The sequence below is a fragment of the Pseudomonas mosselii genome, assembly GCF_003205295.1.
Taxonomy (GTDB): Bacteria; Pseudomonadota; Gammaproteobacteria; order Pseudomonadales; family Pseudomonadaceae; genus Aquipseudomonas; species Aquipseudomonas mosselii_B.
In genome coordinates, this window is the sequence record NZ_QJRP01000043.1 from 17,278 (window position 1) to 37,717 (window position 20,440).

Genomic DNA, 20,440 nt, shown 5'->3' on the forward strand with positions numbered 1-20,440 from the left:
AGAGCCCCATGAGCGCAACCCGCAAAGCCTACCGAGCCGCCATCCTGCACAGCATCGCCGACCCCGCCGAGGTCGGCCTTGAGGCGTCCTGCGAATACTATGAAGACGGCCTGCTGGTGGTCGACAACGGTCGCATCAGCGCCCTGGGCCATGCCAGCGAGCTACTGCCGACCCTCGACGCCGACATCCCGGTGCAGCACTACCCGGACGCCCTGATCACCCCGGGTTTCATCGACACCCACATCCACTTCCCGCAGACCGGCATGATCGGCTCCTACGGCGAGCAGTTGCTGGACTGGCTGAACACCTACACCTTCCCCTGCGAGAAACAGTTCGCCGACAAGGCCCACGCCGACCAGGTGGCGAAGATCTTCCTCAAGGAACTGCTGCGCAACGGCACCACCACCGCCCTGGTGTTCGGCAGCGTGCATCCGGAGTCGGTCAACGCCCTGTTCGAGGAGGCCGAGCGCCTCGACCTGCGCATGATCGCCGGCAAGGTGATGATGGACCGCAACGCCCCCGACTACCTGACCGACACCGCCGAATCCAGCTACCGCGACAGCAAGGCGCTGATCGAGCGCTGGCACGGCAAGGGCCGCCTGCACTACGCGGTCACCCCGCGCTTCGCGCCGACCAGCACGCCGGAACAGTTGAGCGTGGCCGGCCAGTTGCTCAAGGAGCACCCGGGCGTGTACATGCATACCCACCTGTCGGAGAACCTCAAGGAGATCGACTGGGTCAAGTCGCTGTTCCCCGAGCAGAAAGGCTACCTGGACGTCTACGACCACTTCGAGCTGCTCGGCGAGCGCTCGGTGTTCGCCCACGGCGTGCACCTGTGCGACGACGAGTGCCAGCGCCTGGCCGAGACCGGCTCGGCCATCGCCTTCTGCCCGACCTCCAACCTGTTCCTCGGCAGCGGCCTGTTCAACCTGCCCCAGGCCGAGCGCTTCAAGGTCAACGTGGGCCTGGGCACCGACGTCGGCGCCGGCACCAGCTTCTCGCTGCTCAACACCCTGAACGAGGCGTACAAGGTGATGCAACTGCAAGGCGCGCGCCTGCACCCGTACAAGTCGCTGTACCTGGCCACCCTCGGTGGCGCCCGCGCCCTGCGCCTGGACGACCGCATCGGCAGCCTGCGCGCGGGCAATGACGCCGATTTCGTGGTGCTCGATTACAAGGCCACCCCGCTGCTGGACTACCGCCTGCAGCAGTCGAAGAACATCGAGGAGACCCTGTTCGTGCTCACCACCCTGGGCGACGACCGCACCGTGCGCGAAACCTACGCCGCCGGGCGTTGCGTGCACCAGCGCTAAGGCTGTTTAGCCAGGCCTCGATAGAGCGCACCGCCGATCGCCGCGCCGATCAGCGGTGCCACCCAGAACAGCCACAACTGCTGCACGGCCCAGCCACCGACGAACAACGCCGGCCCCGTGCTGCGCGCCGGGTTCACCGAGGTGTTGGTCACCGGGATCGAGATCAGGTGGATCAGGGTCAGCGCCAGGCCGATGGCGATCGGCGCGAACCCCGACGGCGCCCGGGCATCCGTAGCGCCCATGATGATGACCAGGAACATCGCGGTCATCACCACTTCGCTGGTGAAACCTGCCGCCAAGGTGTAGCCACCGGGCGAGTGCTCGCCGTAGCCGTTCGAGGCCAAGCCGTTGGCCAGCTCGAAACCGGCCTTGCCACTGGCGATGAAGTAGATCACCGCTGCGGCGAGGGTCGCGCCGATCACCTGGGCGATCACATAGGGCAGTAGCTCCTTGGCCGGAAAGCGTCCACCCACCACCAGTCCGAATGATACGGCGGGGTTGAGGTGACAACCGGAGATATGACCGATGGCAAAGGCCATGGTCAGGACAGTCAGGCCAAAGGCGAAGGCGACACCGAGGACACCGATGCCGACCGGGGAGCTTGCGGCCAGCACCGCGCTGCCGCACCCGCCAAGGACCAACCAGAACGTGCCGACCAACTCGGCACCCATGCGCACACCCAGGGACGAACTCATGGAGCATTCCTCAAGTAATTGGACGCAACGACTGCGCAAGCCCAACTGCCTGATGAAGGTTTGCTGAAGAGAAATCTAGCAGAGCTTTGGCCGGTGGCCAGAAACGACAATGGGCCGCAAAGCGGCCCCTGGTTCATGCAGGCAAACGATCAACCCTTGGCGATGGCCTTGGGCTTTTTCAGCAGGTGCGAGAACACCGCGTGCAGATCGTCCGAGGCGCTCTCCTCGTCGAGGTTGAGCTTGCTGTCGATATGGTCCATGTGGTGCATCATCAGGCTCACCGCCTGCTCGGCGTCACGGGCCTCGATGGCGTCGATCAATTGCATGTGCTCGTCGTACGAGCAGTGCGAGCGGTTGCCGCTCTCGTACTGGGCGATGATCAGCGAGGTCTGCGACACCAGGCTGCGCTGGAAACTCACCAGCGGCGCGTTGCCTGCGGCTTCGGCCAGCTTGAGGTGGAACTCGCCGGACAGGCGGATACCGGCGCCGCGATCGCCGCGGGAGAAGCTGTCGCGCTCCTCGCGGACCATCTGGCGCAGTTCGTTGAGCTGCTCTACGGTGGCGTGCTGCACGGCCAGTTCGGTGATGGCGCGCTCGACCATGCGTCGGGAGAAGAACACCTGGCGCGCCTCTTCCACCGTCGGGCTGGCCACCACGGCGCCACGGTTCGGCCGCAGCAGCACCACGCTTTCATGGGCCAGGCGCGACAGCGCGCGACGGATGATGGTGCGGCTGACGCCGAAGATCTCGCCCAGTGCTTCCTCGCTCAACTTGGTGCCCGGAGCCAGGCGCTGCTCGAGGATCGCCTCGAAGATGTGCGCGTAGACGATGTCGTCCTGGGTACCGCTGCGACCGGCCTTGCCGGTGCGCACAGGTTTTTTCAGAGGTTGCAGCTGTTCGTTCATGGGCGCTCGAGCACAAGGGATCTGCCAGTCGGACCGTGACTGTAATGCCCGTCGACGGGGGGGATGGCAAGTCCGGAAATGAAGATGAAGGGCCAAGGTATGGCGCCATTGTACACAGGCTGACCCGTTTCTGCAGGTGGCCTTTTACCTATATAGCCGTTGTACGACCGTTTGTACGCACAAAAGATAAAACATTATTTGCTTTATTTGTACACAAAAGCATAATCCTGCGAGCAACTTCCTGACCCAGAAGTCAACAAAATGGTCGGACGTCTGCCACACCCCCTCGCGAAGCCCCCAAGTGCATCGGCTCAGGACCAGGCTTCGAACAACAAGAAAGACTTGAGGAGTACTCGCTGTGGAAAGCCGCAAATCCGAAGCACCTACGCTGGATCTCGCCCCACCGCTCGATACGGGCTGGCTGGAACGGATTTTCAAACTCAAGCGACACGGCACGACCGTCAGGACCGAACTGATCGCCGGGGTGACCACCTTCATCACCATGGCCTACATCATCTTCGTCAACCCCAACATCATGGCCGACGCCGGCATCGACCACGGCGCCGCGTTCGTCGCCACCTGCATCGCCGCCGCCCTCGGCTGCCTGCTGATGGGCCTGTACGCCAACTGGCCGGTGGGCCTGGCGCCGGGCATGGGCCTCAACGCCTTCTTCACCTACACCGTGGTCGGCACCATGGGCTACAACTGGGAAACGGCGCTGGGGGCGGTATTCGTCTCGGGCGTGCTGTTCATGTTCCTGACCGTTTCGCGGGTGCGCGAGTGGCTGCTCAACAGCATCCCGGTGAGCCTGCGCCATGCGATGGGGGCCGGCGTCGGATTGTTCCTCGGGCTGATCGGCCTGAAGACCGCCGGCATCATCGTCGACAGCCCGGCCACCCTGGTCAAGCTGGGCTCGCTGCATGAGCCCGGCCCGCTGCTGGCGGCTGTGTGCTTCCTGTTGATCGCCATCCTCAGCTACAAGCGGGTGTTCGGCGCGATCCTGATCAGCATCATCGGTGTCACCCTGGCCGGCTGGGGCCTGGGCCTGGTCAAGTTCGGCGGGGTGATATCGATGCCGCCGAGCCTGGCGCCGACCTGGATGGCCATGGACGTGGCTGGCGTGTTCAACGTCAGCATGATCAGCGTGGTGCTGGCGTTCCTGTTCGTGCACATGTTCGACACTGCCGGCACCCTGATGGGCGTGGCCCAGCGCGCCAATCTGGTGGCGCCGGACGGACGCATCGAGAACCTGTCGCGGGCGCTGAAGGCCGACAGCACCTCCAGCGTGTTCGGCGCGGTGGTCGGCGTACCGCCGGTGACCAGCTATGTGGAAAGTGCCGCGGGCGTGGCGGCGGGGGGGCGTACCGGCCTGACGGCCGTGGTGGTCGGCGTGCTGTTCGTTGCCGCGATGTTCTTCGCCCCGCTGGCCGGGATGATCCCGGCCTATGCCACCGCCGGCGCGCTGATCTACGTGGCGATGCTGATGATGGGCAGCATGGCGCATATCGAGTGGGACGAAGCCACCGACAGCATTCCGGCGATCGTCACGGTGATCATGATGCCGCTGACCTTCTCGGTGGCCGATGGTATTGCCCTGGGCTTCATCAGCTATGTGGCGCTGAAGGCCGGGACCGGCAAGTACAAGGAGATCTCGGCGAGCCTGTGGGTGCTGTGCCTGATCTTCATTGCCAAGTTTGTGTTCCTCTGATCCCGCTGCAACAACCAAGGGCGCCTCGGCGCCCTTTCTTTTTGCCTGCTCATGACGATCCCCTGAGCGACCTTGCGCGGCGCAGGCCTCTCTCAAGGAAAGAATCGTAACTTATTGATTTAGCTAGACCCTGTGGGTGCGGCCTTGCGTCGCGAAAGGGCTGCGAAGCGGCCCCAGATTACGAGCCACTATCGAAATTGCTGGGGCTGCTGCGCAGCCCTTTCGCGACACAAGGCCGCTCCCACAGGGGGACAGTTCTCTGCCCGACAGCGCAGCCCTAACGGCTGGGCAATCTCCTGCAGGGCACTCCGCGACCGAGGTGGAAAAACAGCAGACGAAAAAAAGCCCGCCAGTGTGAGAGCGGGCCAAGGACCTACGAAGATTCTTCTAGCGACCAACTAGCTTCCACGATAGGTCGAATAGCTGTACGGCGAGATGAGCAGCGGCACGTGGTAGTGCTCCTGGCTCTCGTCGATACCGAAGCGCAGCACGACCACGTCGAGGAACGCGGTGTCCGGCAGCTTCACGCCCTTGGCGCGGTAGTAGTCACCGGCGCTGAACTGCAGTTGATAGACGCCGGTGCGGTAATCGTCGCCTTGCAACAACGGCGCATCGACGCGGCCATCGCTGTTGGTCAGGGCGGTGTTCACCAGTTCCAGCTGCTGGCCTTCGACGCGGTACAGCTCGACCTTGATCGAGCTGCCCGGGCAGCCATGCGCGGCGTCCAGTACGTGTGTGGTCAAACGTCCCATTTGCTTGTCGCCTCTTGTCGTATGCGTGGGCAAAAAATACACGGCAATCACCGGGCACGGGGCCTGCGGCGTGCGGGAATGACGCCATTAAGACAGTTTGCCGGCAAATTGTACACAATTTTTTGTCACCTCCTACGCACCCCCTGCAGAACAAGCCATCAGTCGCAAAGACACGCGCCGTAAAGCTGCCGACACCATTAACTGACCAATCGGGCAGATTTCTTGCAAGCCATTCTCACGCGACAAATGGGAAGAAATGCGGAAAAACAGGCTTACAAAAGATTTCAGAACTTGTATACAATCAGCCCATCCGGTGGTGCGACATCCCGACGCGGCCCGCCCACCCACCGCATTAACGAACAAGAAGGAAGACTGCAGTGAGCGCTGACTACCCACGCGACCTGATCGGTTACGGCAACAACCCACCTCATCCGCAATGGCCGGGGAATGCCCGCATTGCGCTGTCCTTCGTGCTCAACTACGAAGAAGGTGGCGAGCGCAACATCCTGCACGGCGACAAGGAATCCGAAGCGTTCCTTTCCGAAATGGTCGCCGCCCAGCCTTTGCAGGGCGTGCGCAACATGAGCATGGAGTCGCTCTACGAATACGGCAGCCGCGCCGGCGTCTGGCGCCTGCTCAAGCTGTTCAAGGACAGCGGCGTGCCGCTGACCATCTTCGCCGTGGCCATGGCCGCCCAGCGCCACCCCGACGTGATCCGCGCCATGGCCGAGGCCGGCCACGAGATCTGCAGCCACGGCTACCGCTGGATCGACTACCAGTACATGGATGAAGCGCAAGAGCGCGAGCACATGCTCGAGGCCATCCGCATCCTCACCGAGATCACCGGCGAGCGCCCCGTGGGCTGGTACACCGGACGCACCGGCCCGAACACCCGGCGCCTGGTGATGGAGGAAGGCGGCTTCCTCTACGACAGCGACACCTACGACGACGACCTGCCCTACTGGGAACCGAACAATCCGACCGACAAGCCGCACCTGGTGATCCCCTACACCCTGGACACCAACGACATGCGCTTCACCCAGGTCCAGGGCTTCAACTGCGGCGAGCAGTTCTTCCAGTACCTGAAGGACGCCTTCGACGTGCTCTACGCCGAGGGCGCCGAGGCACCGAAGATGCTGTCGATCGGCCTGCACTGCCGCCTGGTCGGCCGCCCGGCGCGCCTGGCCGCGCTCAAGCGCTTCGTCGACTACGCCAAGAGCCACGAGCAGGTCTGGTTCGCCCGTCGCGCGGACATCGCCCGCCACTGGCACGCCACCCACCCGTACAAGAAAGAGAACGCCTGATGACCGCCTTCAAGACCCTCAAGCCTTCCACCCTCGAGCGCGCCGCCTTCGTCGCCGCCTTCGCCGACATCTACGAGCACTCGCCGTGGGTCGCCGAGAAAGCCTACGACCTGGGCCAGCTGGCCGAGCTGAACGAGATCGAGGCGCTGCATCAGCGCATGAGCGACATCCTGCTCAGCGCCAGCCACGCAGAGCAACTGGCACTGATCAACGCTCACCCGGACCTGGCCGGCAAGGCCGCTATCCAGGGCGAGCTGACCGAATCGAGCACCAATGAACAGGCCGGCGCCGGCATCCACCAGTGCACCGCCGAGGAGTTCGCCCGGTTCACCGAGCTGAACGACGCCTACAAGGCCAAGTTCCAGTTCCCGTTCATCATGGCGGTCAAGGGCAGCAACCGGCACCAGATCCTCGCCGCCTTCGAAAAACGCATCCACAACGACCAGGATGCCGAGTTCAAGGAAGCCCTGGCGCAGATCAACCTGATCGCCCTGTTCCGCCTGCTGCAGCTTTGAGGACTGCGTGCCCGCCTCGCCCGAGTGCGTGACGCGTCCGCACCCAGGGCCCGGCAGGCCGGTCCACCAGAATCCAGAACAACGAACATACAAGAGAGACCCGCATGCGCACCCTGATGATCGAGCCCCTGACCAAAGAAGCCTTCGCCCCCTTCGGTGACGTGATCGAAACCGACGGCAGCGACCACTTCATGATCAACAATGGCTCGACCATGCGCTTCCACAAGCTCGCCACGGTCGAGACCGCCGAGCCCGAGGACAAGGCGATCATCAGCATCTTCCGCGCCGACGCGCTGGAGATGCCGCTGACTGTGCGCATGCTGGAACGCCATCCGCTGGGCAGCCAGGCTTTCATCCCGCTGCTCGGCAACCCCTTTCTGATCGTGGTCGCGCCGGTTGGCGATGCACCTGTATCAGGCTTGGTCCGAGCCTTCCGCAGCAATGGCAGGCAGGGCGTTAATTACCATCGCGGCGTCTGGCACCACCCGGTGCTGACGATCGAAAAGCGGGATGACTTCCTGGTGGTTGATCGCAGTGGTTCCGGCAACAACTGCGATGAGCATTACTTCCCCGAGGAACAGATGTTGATCCTCAATCCCCACCAATAAGAAAGGGTCGGTCATCGAGATGGTGACTGGCGAGAGGTACATACTGTGGAAGCACACCTTCACGAATGGCTGAACCTGAGCATTCGCTGGGTTCACATGATCACCGGCGTGGCCTGGATCGGTGCATCGTTCTACTTTGTCTGGCTGGAGAACCACCTGAACCGAAGCAACCCGCGCGATGGGTTGTCGGGTGACCTCTGGGCCATTCACGGTGGTGGTATCTACCACCTGGAGAAATACAAGCTCGCGCCGCCGAAAATGCCCGAGAACCTGCACTGGTTCAAATGGGAAGCCTACTTCACCTGGATGTCCGGGATCGCCTTGCTGTGCGTGGTGTTCTACTGGAACCCGAGCCTCTACCTGCTGGCACCCGGCAGCACCCTGAGCGGTGCCGAAGGCGTGGCCATCGGCATCGGTTCGCTGGTTGCCGGCTGGTTCATCTACGACTTCCTGTGCGACTCGCCCCTGGGCAAGCAACCGGCCCTGCTGGGCGGCGTGCTGTTCGTGCTGATCATCGCCGCCTGCTGGGGCTTCAGCCTGGTGTTCAGCGGCCGTGGCGCCTACCTGCACACCGGCGCGATCATCGGCACCATCATGGTCGGCAACGTGTTCCGCATCATCATGCCGGCCCAGCGCCAGCTGGTGGCGGCGATCGAGAACAACCAGACCCCCGACCCGGTACTGCCGGCCAAGGGCCTGCTGCGCTCGCGTCACAACAACTACTTCACCCTGCCGGTGCTGTTCATCATGATCAGCAACCACTTCCCGAGCACCTACGGCAGCCAGTACAACTGGCTGATCCTGGCCGGGATCGCGGTGGCCGCGGTACTGATCCGTCACTACTTCAACACCCGCCACGACAGCAACAAGTACGCCTGGACCCTGCCCGTCGGCGCCCTGGCGATGATCTGCCTGGCCTACGTGACCGGCCCCAAGCCGCTGCCGAGCGCTCCTGAGCAGGCCGCCGCCAAGGTTGAGTACCAGCCGCTGCCGGCCACTGCCGTGGGTGGCAAGACCGCCGCCGAGCTGCGCGCCGAGGAGGCCGCCAAGCCTGCCCAGGCACCGGCCGCGGAACCTGCCCAGGCCACGGCCCAGGCGGCCACCGGCAGCTTCGACAAGATCCACACCGTCATCCAGGAACGCTGCACCGTGTGCCACTCGGCCAAGCCGACCAGCCCACTGTTCAGCGCCGCACCTGGCGGCGTGATGTTCGACACCCCGCAGCAGATCCAGGCCCAGGCCGCGCGCATCCAGGCGCAGGCCGTCGCCAGCCAGATCATGCCGCTGGGCAACATCACCCAGATGACCGTCGAGGAGCGCAAGCTGGTCGGCGACTGGATCGCCAAAGGCGCGCAGGTCAACTGAGACACCCCACGACTGCGTGGGAGCGGGCTTGCCCCGCGATGAGGCCGGTACTCCCGGCCTCGCTTCCAAGCTCTACGTAACAAGCAAGCATCGAGCGTTCGGCTTCACGCGGGTCCCCAGCCTCCTTCACAGGAGCCTGCCACGTGAAGCCGCCCGCTTGGATCCGAGAATAAAAACAAAACTCGAGGTGCTGCATGTCCGAGTCACCCAAGGCGTACATCCCTGTTGCGCCGCCACGACAGCCCCTGCCCTTGTTCCAGCTGATCCTGGTGGGTCTGCAACACGTTCTGCTGATGTACGGGGGCGCCATCGCGGTGCCACTGATCATCGGCCAGGCGGCGGGCCTGTCCCGCGAAGAAGTCGCCTTCCTGATCAACGCCGACCTGCTGGTCGCCGGCGTTGCCACCATCATCCAATCCTTCGGTATCGGCCCCGTGGGCATCCGCATGCCCGTCATGATGGGCGCCAGCTTCGCCGCGGTCGGCAGCATGGTGGCCATGGCCGGCATGCCCGGCGTCGGCCTGCAGGGGATCTTCGGCGCGACCATCGCCGCCGGCTTCTTCGGCATGCTGATCGCGCCGTTCATGTCCAAGGTCGTGCGTTTCTTCCCGCCGCTGGTGACTGGCACGGTCATCACCTCCATCGGCCTGTCGCTGTTCCCGGTGGCGGTCAACTGGGCCGGCGGTGGCCATGAGGCCGAAGCCTTCGGTGCGCCGATCTACCTGATGGTCGCCGGCCTGGTGCTGGCGGTGATCCTGCTGATCAACCGCTTCATGCGCGGTTTCTGGGTCAACGTCTCGGTGCTGGTGGGCATGGGCCTGGGCTACGTGCTCGCCGGCTCCATCGGCATGGTCGACCTGTCGGGCCTGAGCGAGGCACCGTGGCTGCAGGTGGTCACCCCCCTGCACTTCGGCATGCCGACCTTCAGCCTGGCGCCGATCCTGTCGATGTGCCTGGTGGTGGTGATCATCTTCGTCGAGTCCACGGGGATGTTCCTCGCCCTGGGCAAGGTGACCGACCGCGAAGTCACGCCCGGCATGCTGCGTCGCGGCCTGCTGTGCGATGCCGGCGCGTCGTTCATCGCCGGTTTCTTCAACACCTTCACCCACTCCTCGTTCGCCCAGAACATCGGCCTGGTGCAGATGACCGGGGTTCGCTGCCGCTACGTCACGGTGATGGCCGGCGCCCTGCTGATCCTGCTCAGCCTGCTGCCCAAGGCGGCCTTCCTGATCGCCTCGATCCCGCCTGCGGTACTGGGCGGCGCATCCATCGCCATGTTCGGCATGGTCACCGCCACCGGGATCAAGATCCTCCAGGAGGCGGACATCGCCGACCGGCGCAACCAGCTGCTGGTCGCGGTCAGCGTCGGTTTCGGCCTGATCCCGGTGGTGCGGCCTGAGTTCTTCGCACAGATGCCACAGTGGATGGAGCCCATCACCCACAGCGGCATCGCCATGGCCACCCTCAGCGCCCTGGTGCTGAACCTGCTGTTCAACATCCTCGGCGGCGCCGACCGCGCCGCGCACAACGATGCCTGTCACCAGCATTGAGTGACCAGGGGCGGCGCCGTACCGGCCGCCCCGTTCCAACCACGCGGTAACGCTGGACCGTCGGCCCGCCGGAATGGGCCGCCCGGGGCGCTTGCGCGCCGAAAAAGCCCTTACAAAAACAATAAGTCCGGGAATCACAACATGAAGCGCATCACCACGTCCGTCCTGCTGGGCAGCAGCCTGCTGGCCACCCTCCCCGCCTACGCCGGCGAATGGCTGCAATGGCACGGCGAAAGCCTGTCCTACCTGTACGGCAAGGACTTCAAGGTCAACCCCGACATCCAGCAGACCATCACTTTCGAACATGCCAACAAGTGGAAGTACGGCGACACCTTCCTGTTCGTCGACAAGATCTTCTACAACGGCAAGGCCGACCCCGGCAAAGGCGTGACCACCTACTACGGTGAGTTCAGCCCGCGCCTGTCGTTCGGCAAGATCTTCGAGCGCAACCTGGCCTTCGGCCCGATCAAGGATGTGCTGCTGGCCATGACCTACGAACGTGGCGAGGGCGACAACGAGGCCTACCTGATCGGCCCCGGCTTCGACCTGAACGTGCCCGGCTTCAACTATTTCACCCTGAACTTCTACCTGCGCAACACCGAAGGCAGCCGCCCCGGCGACAACGTCTGGCAGATCACCCCGGCCTGGTCGTACACCATCCCGGTGGGCAAGTCCGACATCCTGATCGACGGCTACATCGACTGGGTGGTCGACAACGACCAGACCCGTCGCGGCACCTACCACGCCAACCTGCAGTTCAACCCGCAGGTCAAGTACGACCTGGGCAAGGCCCTGAACCTGGGCGCCAAGCAGCTCTACGTCGGCTTCGAATACAGCTACTGGAAGGACAAGTACGGCATCGACAGCCACGGCAACGTGGACAGCAACCAGAGCGTGGCCAGCGCCCTGGTGAAGGTGCACTTCTGAAAAACTGACCGAACGCCCAAATTTGCACCACTGTGCTCCAGGACGGAGCACTTGAGGCCCGGCGCGCAAGTGAGTAATCTGCGCGCCCCCTCGATCGGGGCGGGAAGGATCCCGCCCGCGTTTGCTGACCGCTCAGTCAATGTTTCCGGGCGGTTGGCCAACGTGTTGCCAGCGTGAAATACCCATTTCATCCGTTCAGAAAGACGTCGAGCAGGATGGTTGTGCCCAACGTGGAAAAGTTGGCGCAGCTCTTGCCAAACAGCTGTGGCCAATTGAAAAAAGCTGACCCAAAAGACAAGAACAGCGCCCGAGCGCTGACAACAGATCCAATCAAGGGAGCGACACTCGCAATGCGTACCATCAATAGCCTGATCCTCGCCGGTGGCCTGCTGGCCTGCGGCGCCAGCCAAGCCGGTGACCTGCTGCAATGGCAGAACAACAGCCTGACCTACCTGTGGGGCAAGAACTTCAAGGTCAACCCCGAGATCCAGCAGACCGTGACCTTCGAGCACGCCGATGCGTGGAAGTACGGCGACAACTTCTTCTTCTTCGACAAGATCTTCTACCAGGGCAAGAAGGACGCCAGCAACGGCCCCAACACCTACTACGGCGAGTTCAGCCCGCGCCTGTCGTTCGGCAAGATCTTCGACCAGAAGCTCGAGTTCGGCCCGGTGAAGGACGTGCTCCTGGCGATGACCTACGAGTTCGGCGAGGGTGACACCGAGTCCTACCTGATCGGCCCCGGCTTCGACCTGGCCATCCCCGGCTTCGACTACTTCCAGCTGAACTTCTACCAGCGCACCACCGACGGCAGCCGTCCGGGCGACAATGTCTGGCAGATCACCCCGGTTTGGTCCTACACCATCCCCGTGGGTTCGTCCGACATCCTGATCGACGGTTTCATGGACTGGGTGGTCGACAACGACGAGAACCGTCGCGGCACCTACCAGGCGAACCTGCACTTCAACCCGCAGGTCAAGTACGACCTGGGCAAGGCGCTGCACCTGGGCGAGAAGCAGTTGTACGTGGGTATCGAGTACGACTACTGGAAGAACAAGTACGGCATCAAGGACAGCGATGCCTTTACCACCGATCAGAACACCATGAGCTTCCTGGTCAAGGTTCACTTCTGATTCAGCGCCGGCGGGTCATGGTTGAAACCAGGCCCGCCGGTCTCTCCTTGCAATTTCTTGTTTCGCCCTCGCCGGGAGGGCACCTCTATCGCCGTGTTATACTTGACCCAAGGCTGTTCCAGAGCGGCGAACAGACTCTACCCTCACCACCAGGGACCAGCATGAAAATTCTAAATTTTATTTTTGGCAAACCTGGCGACGGCATGACTGCCAAGGAAAAGGAAATTTCTGACTCGATCAAGAAGCTCAAAAGCCTGAGCGTTGTCGATGGGCGCATATCCATCGACGTGGGCGAGGTACTGACAGAAGAATTTGTTGAAAAGCGCAAGAAAGCTCGCCGGTTACTGAACTCCTGAATGGGTATCCTGCTTCTACTACCGTTTCTGGTCAGTGGCTACTGGATCTGTGTAACTCACCCACGCATAACGCTGGGCTTCCATCGCTACGAAGGGCAGCTGCTCTATCTCCTGGTGGCAAAGGCAGGTCTTACCTGTTTTCTGATGGCAACTGCGATGAGTGGTTTGCTGACAGCGCTCAGTTTCCTCACCTTTTCCCTTCCCGGCTGCAGCGGCGCTATTCAGATCAGCCTCGACTACTTCACTCCGGCAAAAAACTGGCTGGTCGAACATGATCTCGCCAGCGAGAAAAGAGCCGGCTTCCACCTATTCCTTAGCCAGGCCGCAGCGCTCTGCCTGATTGTGCCTCCGCTTTGGACGCGCTTCACCGTATGGCACTTGAAACGCTTTTTCAATCTCAATACAAAAAGCGAGCTTCAGACACAGTTATTGTCGCTTTTTGTGGCTGACACACCGCTGCTGGATCTTCTCATGACCTCAATCAGGCACCCTGAGCGCAAGTACATGTTCAGCATGGCTGATCGAAAGATTTATGTCGGCAACGTGATCGATATTGGCAAGCCCACCGAGGCCCGGGGCATCGACCAACATTTCAAGCTGGTTCCGTTTCTCAGTGGCTATCGTGACAAGGATACATTGCAGGTAGAAATGACAACCGATTACGCAACGGCCGGTGACAGCACCATCACGCTCGCACAAGAGAACATCGTATCTGCCATGCCGTGGAAAGAGCATGTGTGGGAAGACTTCAAGGAGCAGCATCAGCAAAGGAAATCCAGAACGAGGTTGAAGGACAGGCTGCCGAACCGCTGACTGCCCCTCGCCCACTCTTTACCTCACGCGATCACCGCAAAGTTTCCACACCTTGGTCATTACGCTAACCACCGCCAGCACCACAGCCCCGGCGATCACCCCCGCCACGCCATTGAGCAGCGCCCCGGTCAAAGCCCCGCCCCGCCCTTCGCTGAACGCCTCGATGGCGTGATGCAGCGGCGCGATGCCGTGCACCAGGATGCCGCCGCCGACCAGGAACATCGCCGCGGTGCCGATCACCGACAGGCTCTTCATCATGTACGGCGCGGCGCGCAGGATGCCGTTGCCCACCGCCTGGGCCAGGCCCGAAGCCTTTTTCGTCATCCACAGCCCCAGGTCGTCGAGCTTGACGATGCCCGCCACCAGGCCATAGACGCCAATGGTCATGACCAGCGCGATGCCCGACAGCACGATGATCTGCTGGCTCAGCGGCGCATCGGCCACGGTGCCCAGGGTGATGGCGATGATTTCGGCGGAGAGGATGAAATCGGTGCGCACCGCGCCCTTGATCTTACTCTTCTCGAACGCCACCAGGTCGACCTGCTCGTCGGCCACCGCCGCCTTGCGCGCCTCGTGCTGCGCCTCGTCCTCGGCCTTGCTGTGCAGGAACTTGTGCGCCAGCTTCTCGAAGCCCTCGAAGCACAAATAGGCGCCGCCGACCATCAGCAGCGGAATCACCGCCCAGGGAATGAACGCACTGATCAACAGCGCCGCCGGCACCAGGATCGCCTTGTTCACCAGCGAGCCCTTGGCCACCGCCCACACCACCGGGATCTCGCGCTCGGCGCGCACGCCGGTGACCTGCTGGGCGTTGAGCGCCAGATCGTCGCCCAGCACCCCCGCAGTCTTCTTTGCCGCGACCTTGGTCATCACCGAGACATCGTCGAGCACCGTGGCGATGTCGTCGATCAGTACCAGTAGACTGCTTCCTGCCATGTTCTTTATCCAGAGGGGTTCAAAGGCTGCGATTCTAGCCGAAAGCGGCTGCCTTGAGCGCTCATCTGCGCCGGTGCTACCATGCCCGATCCCTCTTTGAGGCGGCCAGACACGAGGACGATCCCCGACAATGAGCACCATTCGCGAGCGCAACAAGGAACTGATCCTGCGCGCGGCCAGTGAAGAATTCGCCGACAAGGGCTTCGCCGCCACCAAGACCAGCGATATCGCGGCCAAGGCCGGCCTGCCCAAGCCGAACGTGTACTACTACTTCAAGTCGAAGGAAAACCTCTACCGCGAGGTGCTCGAGAGCATCATCGCGCCGATCATGCAGGCCTCGACGCCGTTCAACGCCGACGGTGATCCGAAAGAGGTGCTCAGTTCGTACATCCGCTCGAAGATCCGCATCTCCCGCGACCTGCCCCACGCCTCCAAGGTGTTCGCCAGCGAAATTATGCATGGCGCGCCGCACCTGTCACCGCGCCAGGTCGAGCAGCTCAACGAGCAGGCCCGGCACAACATCGAATGCATACAGCGCTGGATCGAACGCGGCCAGATCGCCCACGTCGATCCGCACCACCTGATGTTCAGCATCTGGGCGGCGACGCAGACCTACGCGGATTTCGACTGGCAGATCGCCGTGGTGACCGGCAAGGCCAAGCTGGCCGACAGCGACTATGACGCGGCGGCGGAAACCATCATCCGCCTGGTGTTGAAGGGCTGCGAGCCCGAGGCGGCCTGACCGAGCCAATGGGGCTGCTGCGCAGCCCATCGCGGCACAAGGCCGCTCCTACAGGAGAGCGCTATCCCTTGTAGGAGTTGTGCCGCGAATGGGCCGCAAGGCGGCCCCGACACCTTGAGCCTTAAGCCGCCACCCCGGCATCCGCCGTCAGCCCCACCTCTTCGATCGCACTGATCGCGCACTGCTCGTCGATATCCGACGTATCCCCGCTGATCCCGACAGCCCCCAGCACCTTGCCGTCCCGATCACGAATCAGCACCCCACCCGGCACCGGCACCACCGGCCGCTCGCCCAGCCCATTCAGCGCGGCATAGAACGCCGGCCGCTGCTGCGAATCCAGCGCCAGCAGGCGCGATCCCTTGCCCAGGGCGACTGCGCCCCAGGCCTTGCCGATGGCCACCTGCGGACGCAGCAGGGTGGCGCCATCCTCACGCTGCAGCGCCAGCAGGTGCCCACCCGCGTCCAGTACCGCCACGGTCAGCGGCGCGGCGTTGATCTTGCGCCCGGCGGCCAGCGCGGCGTTTACCACGCCGACAGCGTCTTTGAGGGTCAATGCGTTCATGGAAAGGTCCTCTTCTTGTTGTGAGAAGCCCTGAGGGCAGTTGAAAACCGATAGACAGAATAGAACACAACGAAGACACTCTTTGTATACAATTATTTGAATCAATCTTGCCAAGTGCGACGAAATGCCGCCTAATCGCCCTATGACCGCCCAGTCAACGCCACCGACGAAAATGGATTGACCTTTTGCGCCGAGCATGAATACACTCTGCCGCAACACAAGTTGTATACAATTACAAAATCGATGAGGCACAAACCATGAGCAAAATGAGAGCAATCGATGCAGCCGTTCTGGTCATGCGCCGTGAAGGTGTAGATACCGCGTTCGGCATTCCGGGGGCTGCCATCAACCCGCTGTATTCGGCCCTGAAGAAAGTCGGTGGCATCGATCACGTCCTCGCTCGCCACGTCGAAGGCGCCTCGCACATGGCCGAGGGCTACACCCGCGCCAACCCGGGCAACATCGGTGTGTGCATCGGCACCTCCGGCCCTGCCGGCACCGACATGGTCACCGGTCTGTACAGCGCCTCGGCCGACTCCATCCCGATCCTCTGCATCACCGGCCAGGCGCCGCGTGCGCGCCTGCACAAGGAAGACTTCCAGGCCGTCGACATCACCAGCATCGTCAAGCCGGTCACCAAATGGGCCACCACCGTCCTGGAACCAGGCCAGGTGCCCTACGCCTTCCAGAAGGCCTTCTATGAAATGCGTACCGGCCGCCCAGGCCCGGTGCTGATCGACCTGCCGTTCGACGTGCAGATGGCCGAGATCGAATTCGACATCGACGCCTACGAGCCGCTGCCAGTACACAAGCCACAAGCCAGCCGCGTGCAGGCCGAGAAGGCCCTGGCCCTGCTCAATAACGCCGAGCGCCCGCTGCTGGTGGCCGGTGGCGGCATCATCAATGCCGACGCCAGCGACAAGCTGGTCGAGTTCGCCGAACTGACCGGCGTGCCAGTTGTGCCGACCCTGATGGGCTGGGGCACCATCCCGGATGATCACGAGTTGATGGTCGGCATGGTCGGTCTGCAGACCTCGCACCGCTATGGCAACGCCACGATGCTCAAGTCCGACCTGGTGTTCGGTATCGGCAACCGCTGGGCCAACCGCCACACCGGCTCGGTCGACGTCTACACCGAAGGCCGCAAGTTCGTGCACGTGGACATCGAGCCGACCCAGATCGGCCGCGTGTTCACCCCGGACCTGGGTATCGTTTCTGATGCCGGCAAGGCGCTGGACGTATTCCTCGAAGTGGCCCGCGAGTGGAAAGCCGCTGGCAAGCTCAAGTGCCGCAAGGCCTGGCTGGAAGATTGCCAGCAGCGCAAGGCGACCCTGCAGCGCAAGACCAACTTCGACAACGTCCCGGTCAAGCCACAGCGCGTGTACCAGGAAATGAACGAAGTGTTCGGCAAGGACACCACCTACGTCAGCACCATCGGCTTGTCGCAGATCGCCGGCGCGCAGTTCCTGCACGTGTACAAGCCACGCCATTGGATCAACTGCGGCCAGGCCGGCCCGCTGGGCTGGACCATCCCTGCCGCTCTCGGTGTGGTCAAGGCCGACCCGAAACGCAAGGTCGTCGCGCTGTCCGGTGACTACGACTTCCAGTTCATGATCGAAGAGCTGGCGGTGGGCGCGCAGTTCAACCTGCCGTACGTCCACGTGCTGGTGAACAACGCCTACCTCGGCCTGATCCGCCAGGCCCAGCGTGGCTTCGACATGGATTACTGTGTACAACTGGCCTTCGAGAACATCAACGCCACCGACGCTGCCACCTACGGTGTCGATCACGTCGCCGTGGTCGAAGGCCTGGGCTGCAAGGCCATCCGCGTGTTCGAACCGGCCGACATCGCCCCTGCCCTGCTCAAGGCGCAGAAGATGGCCGAAGAGTTCCGCGTGCCGGTGGTGGTCGAAGTGATTCTCGAGCGCGTGACCAACATTTCCATGGGCACCGAGATCAACGCGGTCAACGAGTTCGAAGACCTCGCCCTGGTCGGCAACGACGCGCCGACCGCCATCTCGCTGCTGGACTGATCGCCTGACGCCCCCGTGCCTTGCGCGGGGGTCTTCAACGCAAGGAGACGACCTATGCCTCGCTTCGCCGCCAACCTGTCCATGCTGTTCACCGAACAGGATTTCCTGGCCCGCTTCAAGGCCGCCGCCGACGCTGGTTTCAGCGGTGTCGAATACCTCTTCCCGTACGATTTCAGCGCCGCTGAGATCAAGCAGCAGCTCGACGTCCACGGCCTGACCCAGGTGCTGTTCAACCTGCCGGCCGGCGACTGGTCCAAAGGTGAACGCGGCATCACCTGCCACCCTGACCGCGTCGAGGAATTCCGCGCCGGCGTCGACAAGGCCATCGAGTACGCCAAGGTGCTGGGCAACACCCAGGTCAACGCCCTGGCCGGCATTCGCCCCGAAGGCCTGGACTGCGCCACCGTGCGCAAGACCTTCGTCGACAACCTGCGCTACGCCGCCGACAAGCTCAAGGGCGCCGGGATCCGCCTGGTCATGGAAATGATCAACACCCGCGACATCCCCGGCTTCTACCTGAACACCACGAAACAGGCCCTGGAAATCCAGGCCGAGGTGGGCAGCGACAACCTGTTCCTGCAGTACGACATCTACCACATGCAGATCATGGAAGGTGACCTGGCCCGTACCCTGGAAACCAACCTGAAGCTGATCAACCACGTGCAGCTGGCCGACAACCCGGGCCGCCACGAGCCGGGCACCGGCGAGATCAACTACCGCTTCCTGTTCGAGCACCTGGACCGCATCGGCTACCAGGGCTGGGTGGGCGCGGAGTACAAGCCCAAGACCACCACCGAGGCGGGCCTGGGCTGGTTGAAGACCCATAACGCAATTTAAGACGGCGCGCTGTGGGAGCGGCCTTGTGTCGCGAAAGGGCCGCGCAGCGGCCCCGGCAATCTTCCTGCGTGGCTGAAATCGTGGGGCCGCTTCGCGCCCCTTTCGCGACACAAGGCCGCTCCCACAGGGGTCGAGTCGCCTGTTCAAACAAATACAAAGAGGCACAATTTCATGGCTAAAATCGGTTTCCTCGGCACCGGCATCATGGGCAAGCCCATGGCCCAGAACCTGCAAAAAGCAGGTCACAGCATCTTCGTTTCCACCCACCACGACGCCGCACCGGCCGACCTGATCACCGCTGGCGCCGTGGCCCTGGCCAACCCGAAGGAAGTGGCCCAGGAAGCCGAGTTCATCATCGTCATGGTCCCGGACACCCCGCAGGTCGAGAGCGTCCTGTTCGGTGAGAACGGCGTCGTCGAAGGCGTCGGCCCGAACAAGGTGGTGATCGACATGAGCTCGATCTCCCCCACCGCCACCAAGGCCTTCGCCGAGAAGATCAAGGCCACTGGCGCCGCCTACCTGGACGCCCCGGTGTCCGGCGGCGAAGTCGGCGCCAAGGCCGCGACCCTGAGCATCATGGTCGGCGGCTGCCCGAAAGCCTTCGAACGCGCCCTGCCGCTGTTCGAAGCCATGGGCAAGAACATCACCCGCGTCGGCGGCAACGGCGACGGCCAGACCGCCAAGGTGGCCAACCAGATCATCGTCGCCCTGAACATCCAGGCCGTCGGCGAAGCGCTGCTGTTCGCCGCCAAGAATGGCGCGGACCCGGCCAAGGTGCGTGAAGCGCTGATGGGCGGCTTCGCCTCCTCGAAGATCCTCGAAGTGCACGCCGAGCGCATGATCAAGGGCACTTTCGATCCGGGCTTCCGCATCAACCTGCACCAGAAGGACCTGAACCTGGCCCTGCAAGGCGCCAAGGAGCTGGGCATCAACCTGCCCAACACCTCCAACGCCCAGCAAGTGTTCAGCACCTGCGTGGCGCTGGGCGGCGGCAACTGGGACCACTCGGCGCTGATCAAGGGCCTGGAGCACATGGCCAACTTCTCGATCCGCGACGACAAGTGATTTGAATCCGGGGGCTGCTGCGCAGCCCTTTCGCGACACAAGGCCGCTCCTACAGGCGGTATGCAATCCCCTGTAGGAGCGGCCTTGTGTCGCGAAAGGGGCGCAAAGCGCCCCCACGATTCCAGATCCAACACCGCTGAACCTGCAACCACAGGTCCAGCGGTGACCCCGAGCAACACCCGCCCCTGGTTCGGCCTGCACGGAGGCAGTTCCAGGGGCGTTTTCGATTGTGCAGAACAACAAGAATCTGGGAGCCTGCCATGTCGGTCGATCCACAAAAACTCCTGCGCGAGCTGTTCGACACAGCCATCGCCGCCGCCC

Annotated in this window: 20 protein-coding genes; 15 read left to right on the forward strand and 5 right to left on the reverse strand. The window is 62.9% G+C overall.

Annotation, left to right across the window (positions count from 1 at the left end):
• The first annotated feature begins 8 nt into the window (after positions 1-8).
• Positions 9-1,313: a guanine deaminase gene (gene guaD / locus DMX06_RS23710; protein WP_110739612.1), complete on the forward strand. Its 1,305-nt coding sequence runs from the start codon at positions 9-11 to the stop codon at positions 1,311-1,313.
• Here the strand turns inward: guaD and aqpZ are convergent.
• The gene (aqpZ, locus tag DMX06_RS23715) at positions 1,310-2,008 is read right to left on the reverse strand and encodes an aquaporin Z (RefSeq protein ID WP_110739613.1); all 699 of its coding nucleotides are present in this window, start codon (positions 2,006-2,008) and stop codon (positions 1,310-1,312) included. The genes guaD and aqpZ overlap by 4 nt on opposite strands.
• A gap of 149 nt (positions 2,009-2,157) precedes the next feature.
• Positions 2,158-2,913, reverse strand: coding sequence for a GntR family transcriptional regulator (locus DMX06_RS23720; protein ID WP_110739614.1), 756 nt, complete (start codon positions 2,911-2,913; stop codon positions 2,158-2,160).
• 358 nt (positions 2,914-3,271) lie between these two features.
• On the opposite strand from DMX06_RS23720, the gene DMX06_RS23725 reads away from it, so the two are divergent.
• Complete coding sequence (locus DMX06_RS23725) at positions 3,272-4,621, forward strand: NCS2 family permease (protein ID WP_110739615.1); 1,350 nt, start codon at positions 3,272-3,274, stop codon at positions 4,619-4,621.
• 398 nt (positions 4,622-5,019) lie between these two features.
• Here the strand turns inward: DMX06_RS23725 and uraH are convergent, their stop codons facing one another.
• The gene (gene uraH / locus DMX06_RS23730; RefSeq protein ID WP_110739616.1) at positions 5,020-5,373 is read right to left on the reverse strand and encodes a hydroxyisourate hydrolase; all 354 of its coding nucleotides are present in this window, start codon (positions 5,371-5,373) and stop codon (positions 5,020-5,022) included.
• 377 nt (positions 5,374-5,750) lie between these two features.
• Here uraH and puuE point away from each other — a divergent pair, with 377 nt between their 5' ends.
• From puuE to DMX06_RS23775, 9 genes are all read left to right on the forward strand, one after another.
• Positions 5,751-6,677, forward strand: a complete 927-nt coding sequence (puuE, locus tag DMX06_RS23735; protein WP_028692846.1) for an allantoinase PuuE — start codon at positions 5,751-5,753, stop codon at positions 6,675-6,677.
• Positions 6,677-7,192 (forward strand): 2-oxo-4-hydroxy-4-carboxy-5-ureidoimidazoline decarboxylase, encoded by a 516-nt coding sequence (gene uraD, locus DMX06_RS23740; RefSeq protein WP_110739617.1) that lies wholly within the window; start codon positions 6,677-6,679, stop codon positions 7,190-7,192. The genes puuE and uraD overlap by 1 nt, the downstream gene beginning before the upstream one ends.
• Before the next feature lie 104 nt (positions 7,193-7,296).
• Positions 7,297-7,800 carry an ureidoglycolate lyase gene (locus DMX06_RS23745; protein ID WP_011532943.1) on the forward strand — a complete coding sequence of 168 codons (504 nt, stop codon included), beginning with the start codon at positions 7,297-7,299 and terminating at the stop codon, positions 7,798-7,800.
• Positions 7,801-7,845: 45 nt separating this feature from the next.
• Complete coding sequence (locus DMX06_RS23750) at positions 7,846-9,165, forward strand: urate hydroxylase PuuD (RefSeq protein ID WP_110739618.1); 1,320 nt, start codon at positions 7,846-7,848, stop codon at positions 9,163-9,165.
• Between the two features lie 194 nt (positions 9,166-9,359).
• Entirely contained in the window at positions 9,360-10,715 is a 1,356-nt protein-coding gene (locus DMX06_RS23755) for a nucleobase:cation symporter-2 family protein (RefSeq protein WP_110739619.1), read from the forward strand.
• A gap of 141 nt (positions 10,716-10,856) precedes the next feature.
• Positions 10,857-11,642, forward strand: coding sequence for an outer membrane protein OmpK (locus tag DMX06_RS23760; RefSeq protein ID WP_110739620.1), 786 nt, complete (start codon positions 10,857-10,859; stop codon positions 11,640-11,642).
• 350 nt (positions 11,643-11,992) lie between these two features.
• Positions 11,993-12,775 carry an outer membrane protein OmpK gene (locus DMX06_RS23765; RefSeq protein ID WP_046856491.1) on the forward strand — a complete coding sequence of 261 codons (783 nt, stop codon included), beginning with the start codon at positions 11,993-11,995 and terminating at the stop codon, positions 12,773-12,775.
• Between the two features lie 17 nt (positions 12,776-12,792).
• Positions 12,793-13,131 (forward strand): hypothetical protein, encoded by a 339-nt coding sequence (locus tag DMX06_RS26405; RefSeq protein ID WP_181427890.1) that lies wholly within the window; start codon positions 12,793-12,795, stop codon positions 13,129-13,131.
• Positions 13,132-13,944: a hypothetical protein gene (locus DMX06_RS23775; protein ID WP_110739622.1), complete on the forward strand. Its 813-nt coding sequence runs from the start codon at positions 13,132-13,134 to the stop codon at positions 13,942-13,944.
• A gap of 18 nt (positions 13,945-13,962) precedes the next feature.
• Here the strand turns inward: DMX06_RS23775 and DMX06_RS23780 are convergent, their stop codons facing one another.
• The gene (locus tag DMX06_RS23780) at positions 13,963-14,880 is read right to left on the reverse strand and encodes a DUF808 domain-containing protein (RefSeq protein WP_110739623.1); all 918 of its coding nucleotides are present in this window, start codon (positions 14,878-14,880) and stop codon (positions 13,963-13,965) included.
• A 130-nt stretch (positions 14,881-15,010) separates the two neighbouring features.
• Here DMX06_RS23780 and DMX06_RS23785 point away from each other — a divergent pair, with 130 nt between their 5' ends.
• The gene (locus DMX06_RS23785) at positions 15,011-15,622 is read left to right on the forward strand and encodes a TetR/AcrR family transcriptional regulator (RefSeq protein ID WP_102684647.1); all 612 of its coding nucleotides are present in this window, start codon (positions 15,011-15,013) and stop codon (positions 15,620-15,622) included.
• 121 nt (positions 15,623-15,743) lie between these two features.
• Here the strand turns inward: DMX06_RS23785 and DMX06_RS23790 are convergent, their stop codons facing one another.
• Positions 15,744-16,184, reverse strand: a complete 441-nt coding sequence (locus DMX06_RS23790; RefSeq protein WP_028692837.1) for a GlcG/HbpS family heme-binding protein — start codon at positions 16,182-16,184, stop codon at positions 15,744-15,746.
• A gap of 257 nt (positions 16,185-16,441) precedes the next feature.
• On the opposite strand from DMX06_RS23790, the gene gcl reads away from it, so the two are divergent.
• From gcl to DMX06_RS23805, 3 genes are all read left to right on the forward strand, one after another.
• A complete protein-coding gene (gcl, locus tag DMX06_RS23795) occupies positions 16,442-18,217 on the forward strand; it encodes a glyoxylate carboligase (RefSeq protein ID WP_110739624.1) in 1,776 nt (591 codons plus the stop codon).
• Between the two features lie 54 nt (positions 18,218-18,271).
• Positions 18,272-19,054, forward strand: a complete 783-nt coding sequence (gene hyi, locus DMX06_RS23800; RefSeq protein WP_110739625.1) for a hydroxypyruvate isomerase — start codon at positions 18,272-18,274, stop codon at positions 19,052-19,054.
• Between the two features lie 171 nt (positions 19,055-19,225).
• The gene (locus tag DMX06_RS23805) at positions 19,226-20,119 is read left to right on the forward strand and encodes a 2-hydroxy-3-oxopropionate reductase (protein ID WP_110739626.1); all 894 of its coding nucleotides are present in this window, start codon (positions 19,226-19,228) and stop codon (positions 20,117-20,119) included.
• Positions 20,120-20,440: the final 321 nt, after the last annotated feature.

What these genes read in the sequence shown, in the direction of transcription:
- DMX06_RS23745 (WP_011532943.1), top strand. Translation starts at nt 7,297, where the DNA reads ATGCGCACCCTGATGATCGAGCCCCTGACCAAAGAAGCCTTCGCCCCC.
- hyi (WP_110739625.1), top strand. Translation starts at nt 18,272, where the DNA reads ATGCCTCGCTTCGCCGCCAACCTGTCCATGCTGTTCACCGAACAGGAT.
- guaD (WP_110739612.1), top strand. Translation starts at nt 9, where the DNA reads ATGAGCGCAACCCGCAAAGCCTACCGAGCCGCCATCCTGCACAGCATC.
- DMX06_RS26405 (WP_181427890.1), top strand. Translation starts at nt 12,793, where the DNA reads ATGGTTGAAACCAGGCCCGCCGGTCTCTCCTTGCAATTTCTTGTTTCG.
- DMX06_RS23775 (WP_110739622.1), top strand. Translation starts at nt 13,132, where the DNA reads ATGGGTATCCTGCTTCTACTACCGTTTCTGGTCAGTGGCTACTGGATC.
- DMX06_RS23805 (WP_110739626.1), top strand. Translation starts at nt 19,226, where the DNA reads ATGGCTAAAATCGGTTTCCTCGGCACCGGCATCATGGGCAAGCCCATG.
- DMX06_RS23720 (WP_110739614.1), bottom strand. Translation starts at nt 2,913, where the DNA reads ATGAACGAACAGCTGCAACCTCTGAAAAAACCTGTGCGCACCGGCAAG.
- DMX06_RS23790 (WP_028692837.1), bottom strand. Translation starts at nt 16,184, where the DNA reads ATGAACGCATTGACCCTCAAAGACGCTGTCGGCGTGGTAAACGCCGCG.
- DMX06_RS23765 (WP_046856491.1), top strand. Translation starts at nt 11,993, where the DNA reads ATGCGTACCATCAATAGCCTGATCCTCGCCGGTGGCCTGCTGGCCTGC.
- DMX06_RS23785 (WP_102684647.1), top strand. Translation starts at nt 15,011, where the DNA reads ATGAGCACCATTCGCGAGCGCAACAAGGAACTGATCCTGCGCGCGGCC.
- gcl (WP_110739624.1), top strand. Translation starts at nt 16,442, where the DNA reads ATGAGCAAAATGAGAGCAATCGATGCAGCCGTTCTGGTCATGCGCCGT.
- uraH (WP_110739616.1), bottom strand. Translation starts at nt 5,373, where the DNA reads ATGGGACGTTTGACCACACACGTACTGGACGCCGCGCATGGCTGCCCG.
- DMX06_RS23780 (WP_110739623.1), bottom strand. Translation starts at nt 14,880, where the DNA reads ATGGCAGGAAGCAGTCTACTGGTACTGATCGACGACATCGCCACGGTG.
- DMX06_RS23755 (WP_110739619.1), top strand. Translation starts at nt 9,360, where the DNA reads ATGTCCGAGTCACCCAAGGCGTACATCCCTGTTGCGCCGCCACGACAG.
- aqpZ (WP_110739613.1), bottom strand. Translation starts at nt 2,008, where the DNA reads ATGAGTTCGTCCCTGGGTGTGCGCATGGGTGCCGAGTTGGTCGGCACG.
- uraD (WP_110739617.1), top strand. Translation starts at nt 6,677, where the DNA reads ATGACCGCCTTCAAGACCCTCAAGCCTTCCACCCTCGAGCGCGCCGCC.
- DMX06_RS23760 (WP_110739620.1), top strand. Translation starts at nt 10,857, where the DNA reads ATGAAGCGCATCACCACGTCCGTCCTGCTGGGCAGCAGCCTGCTGGCC.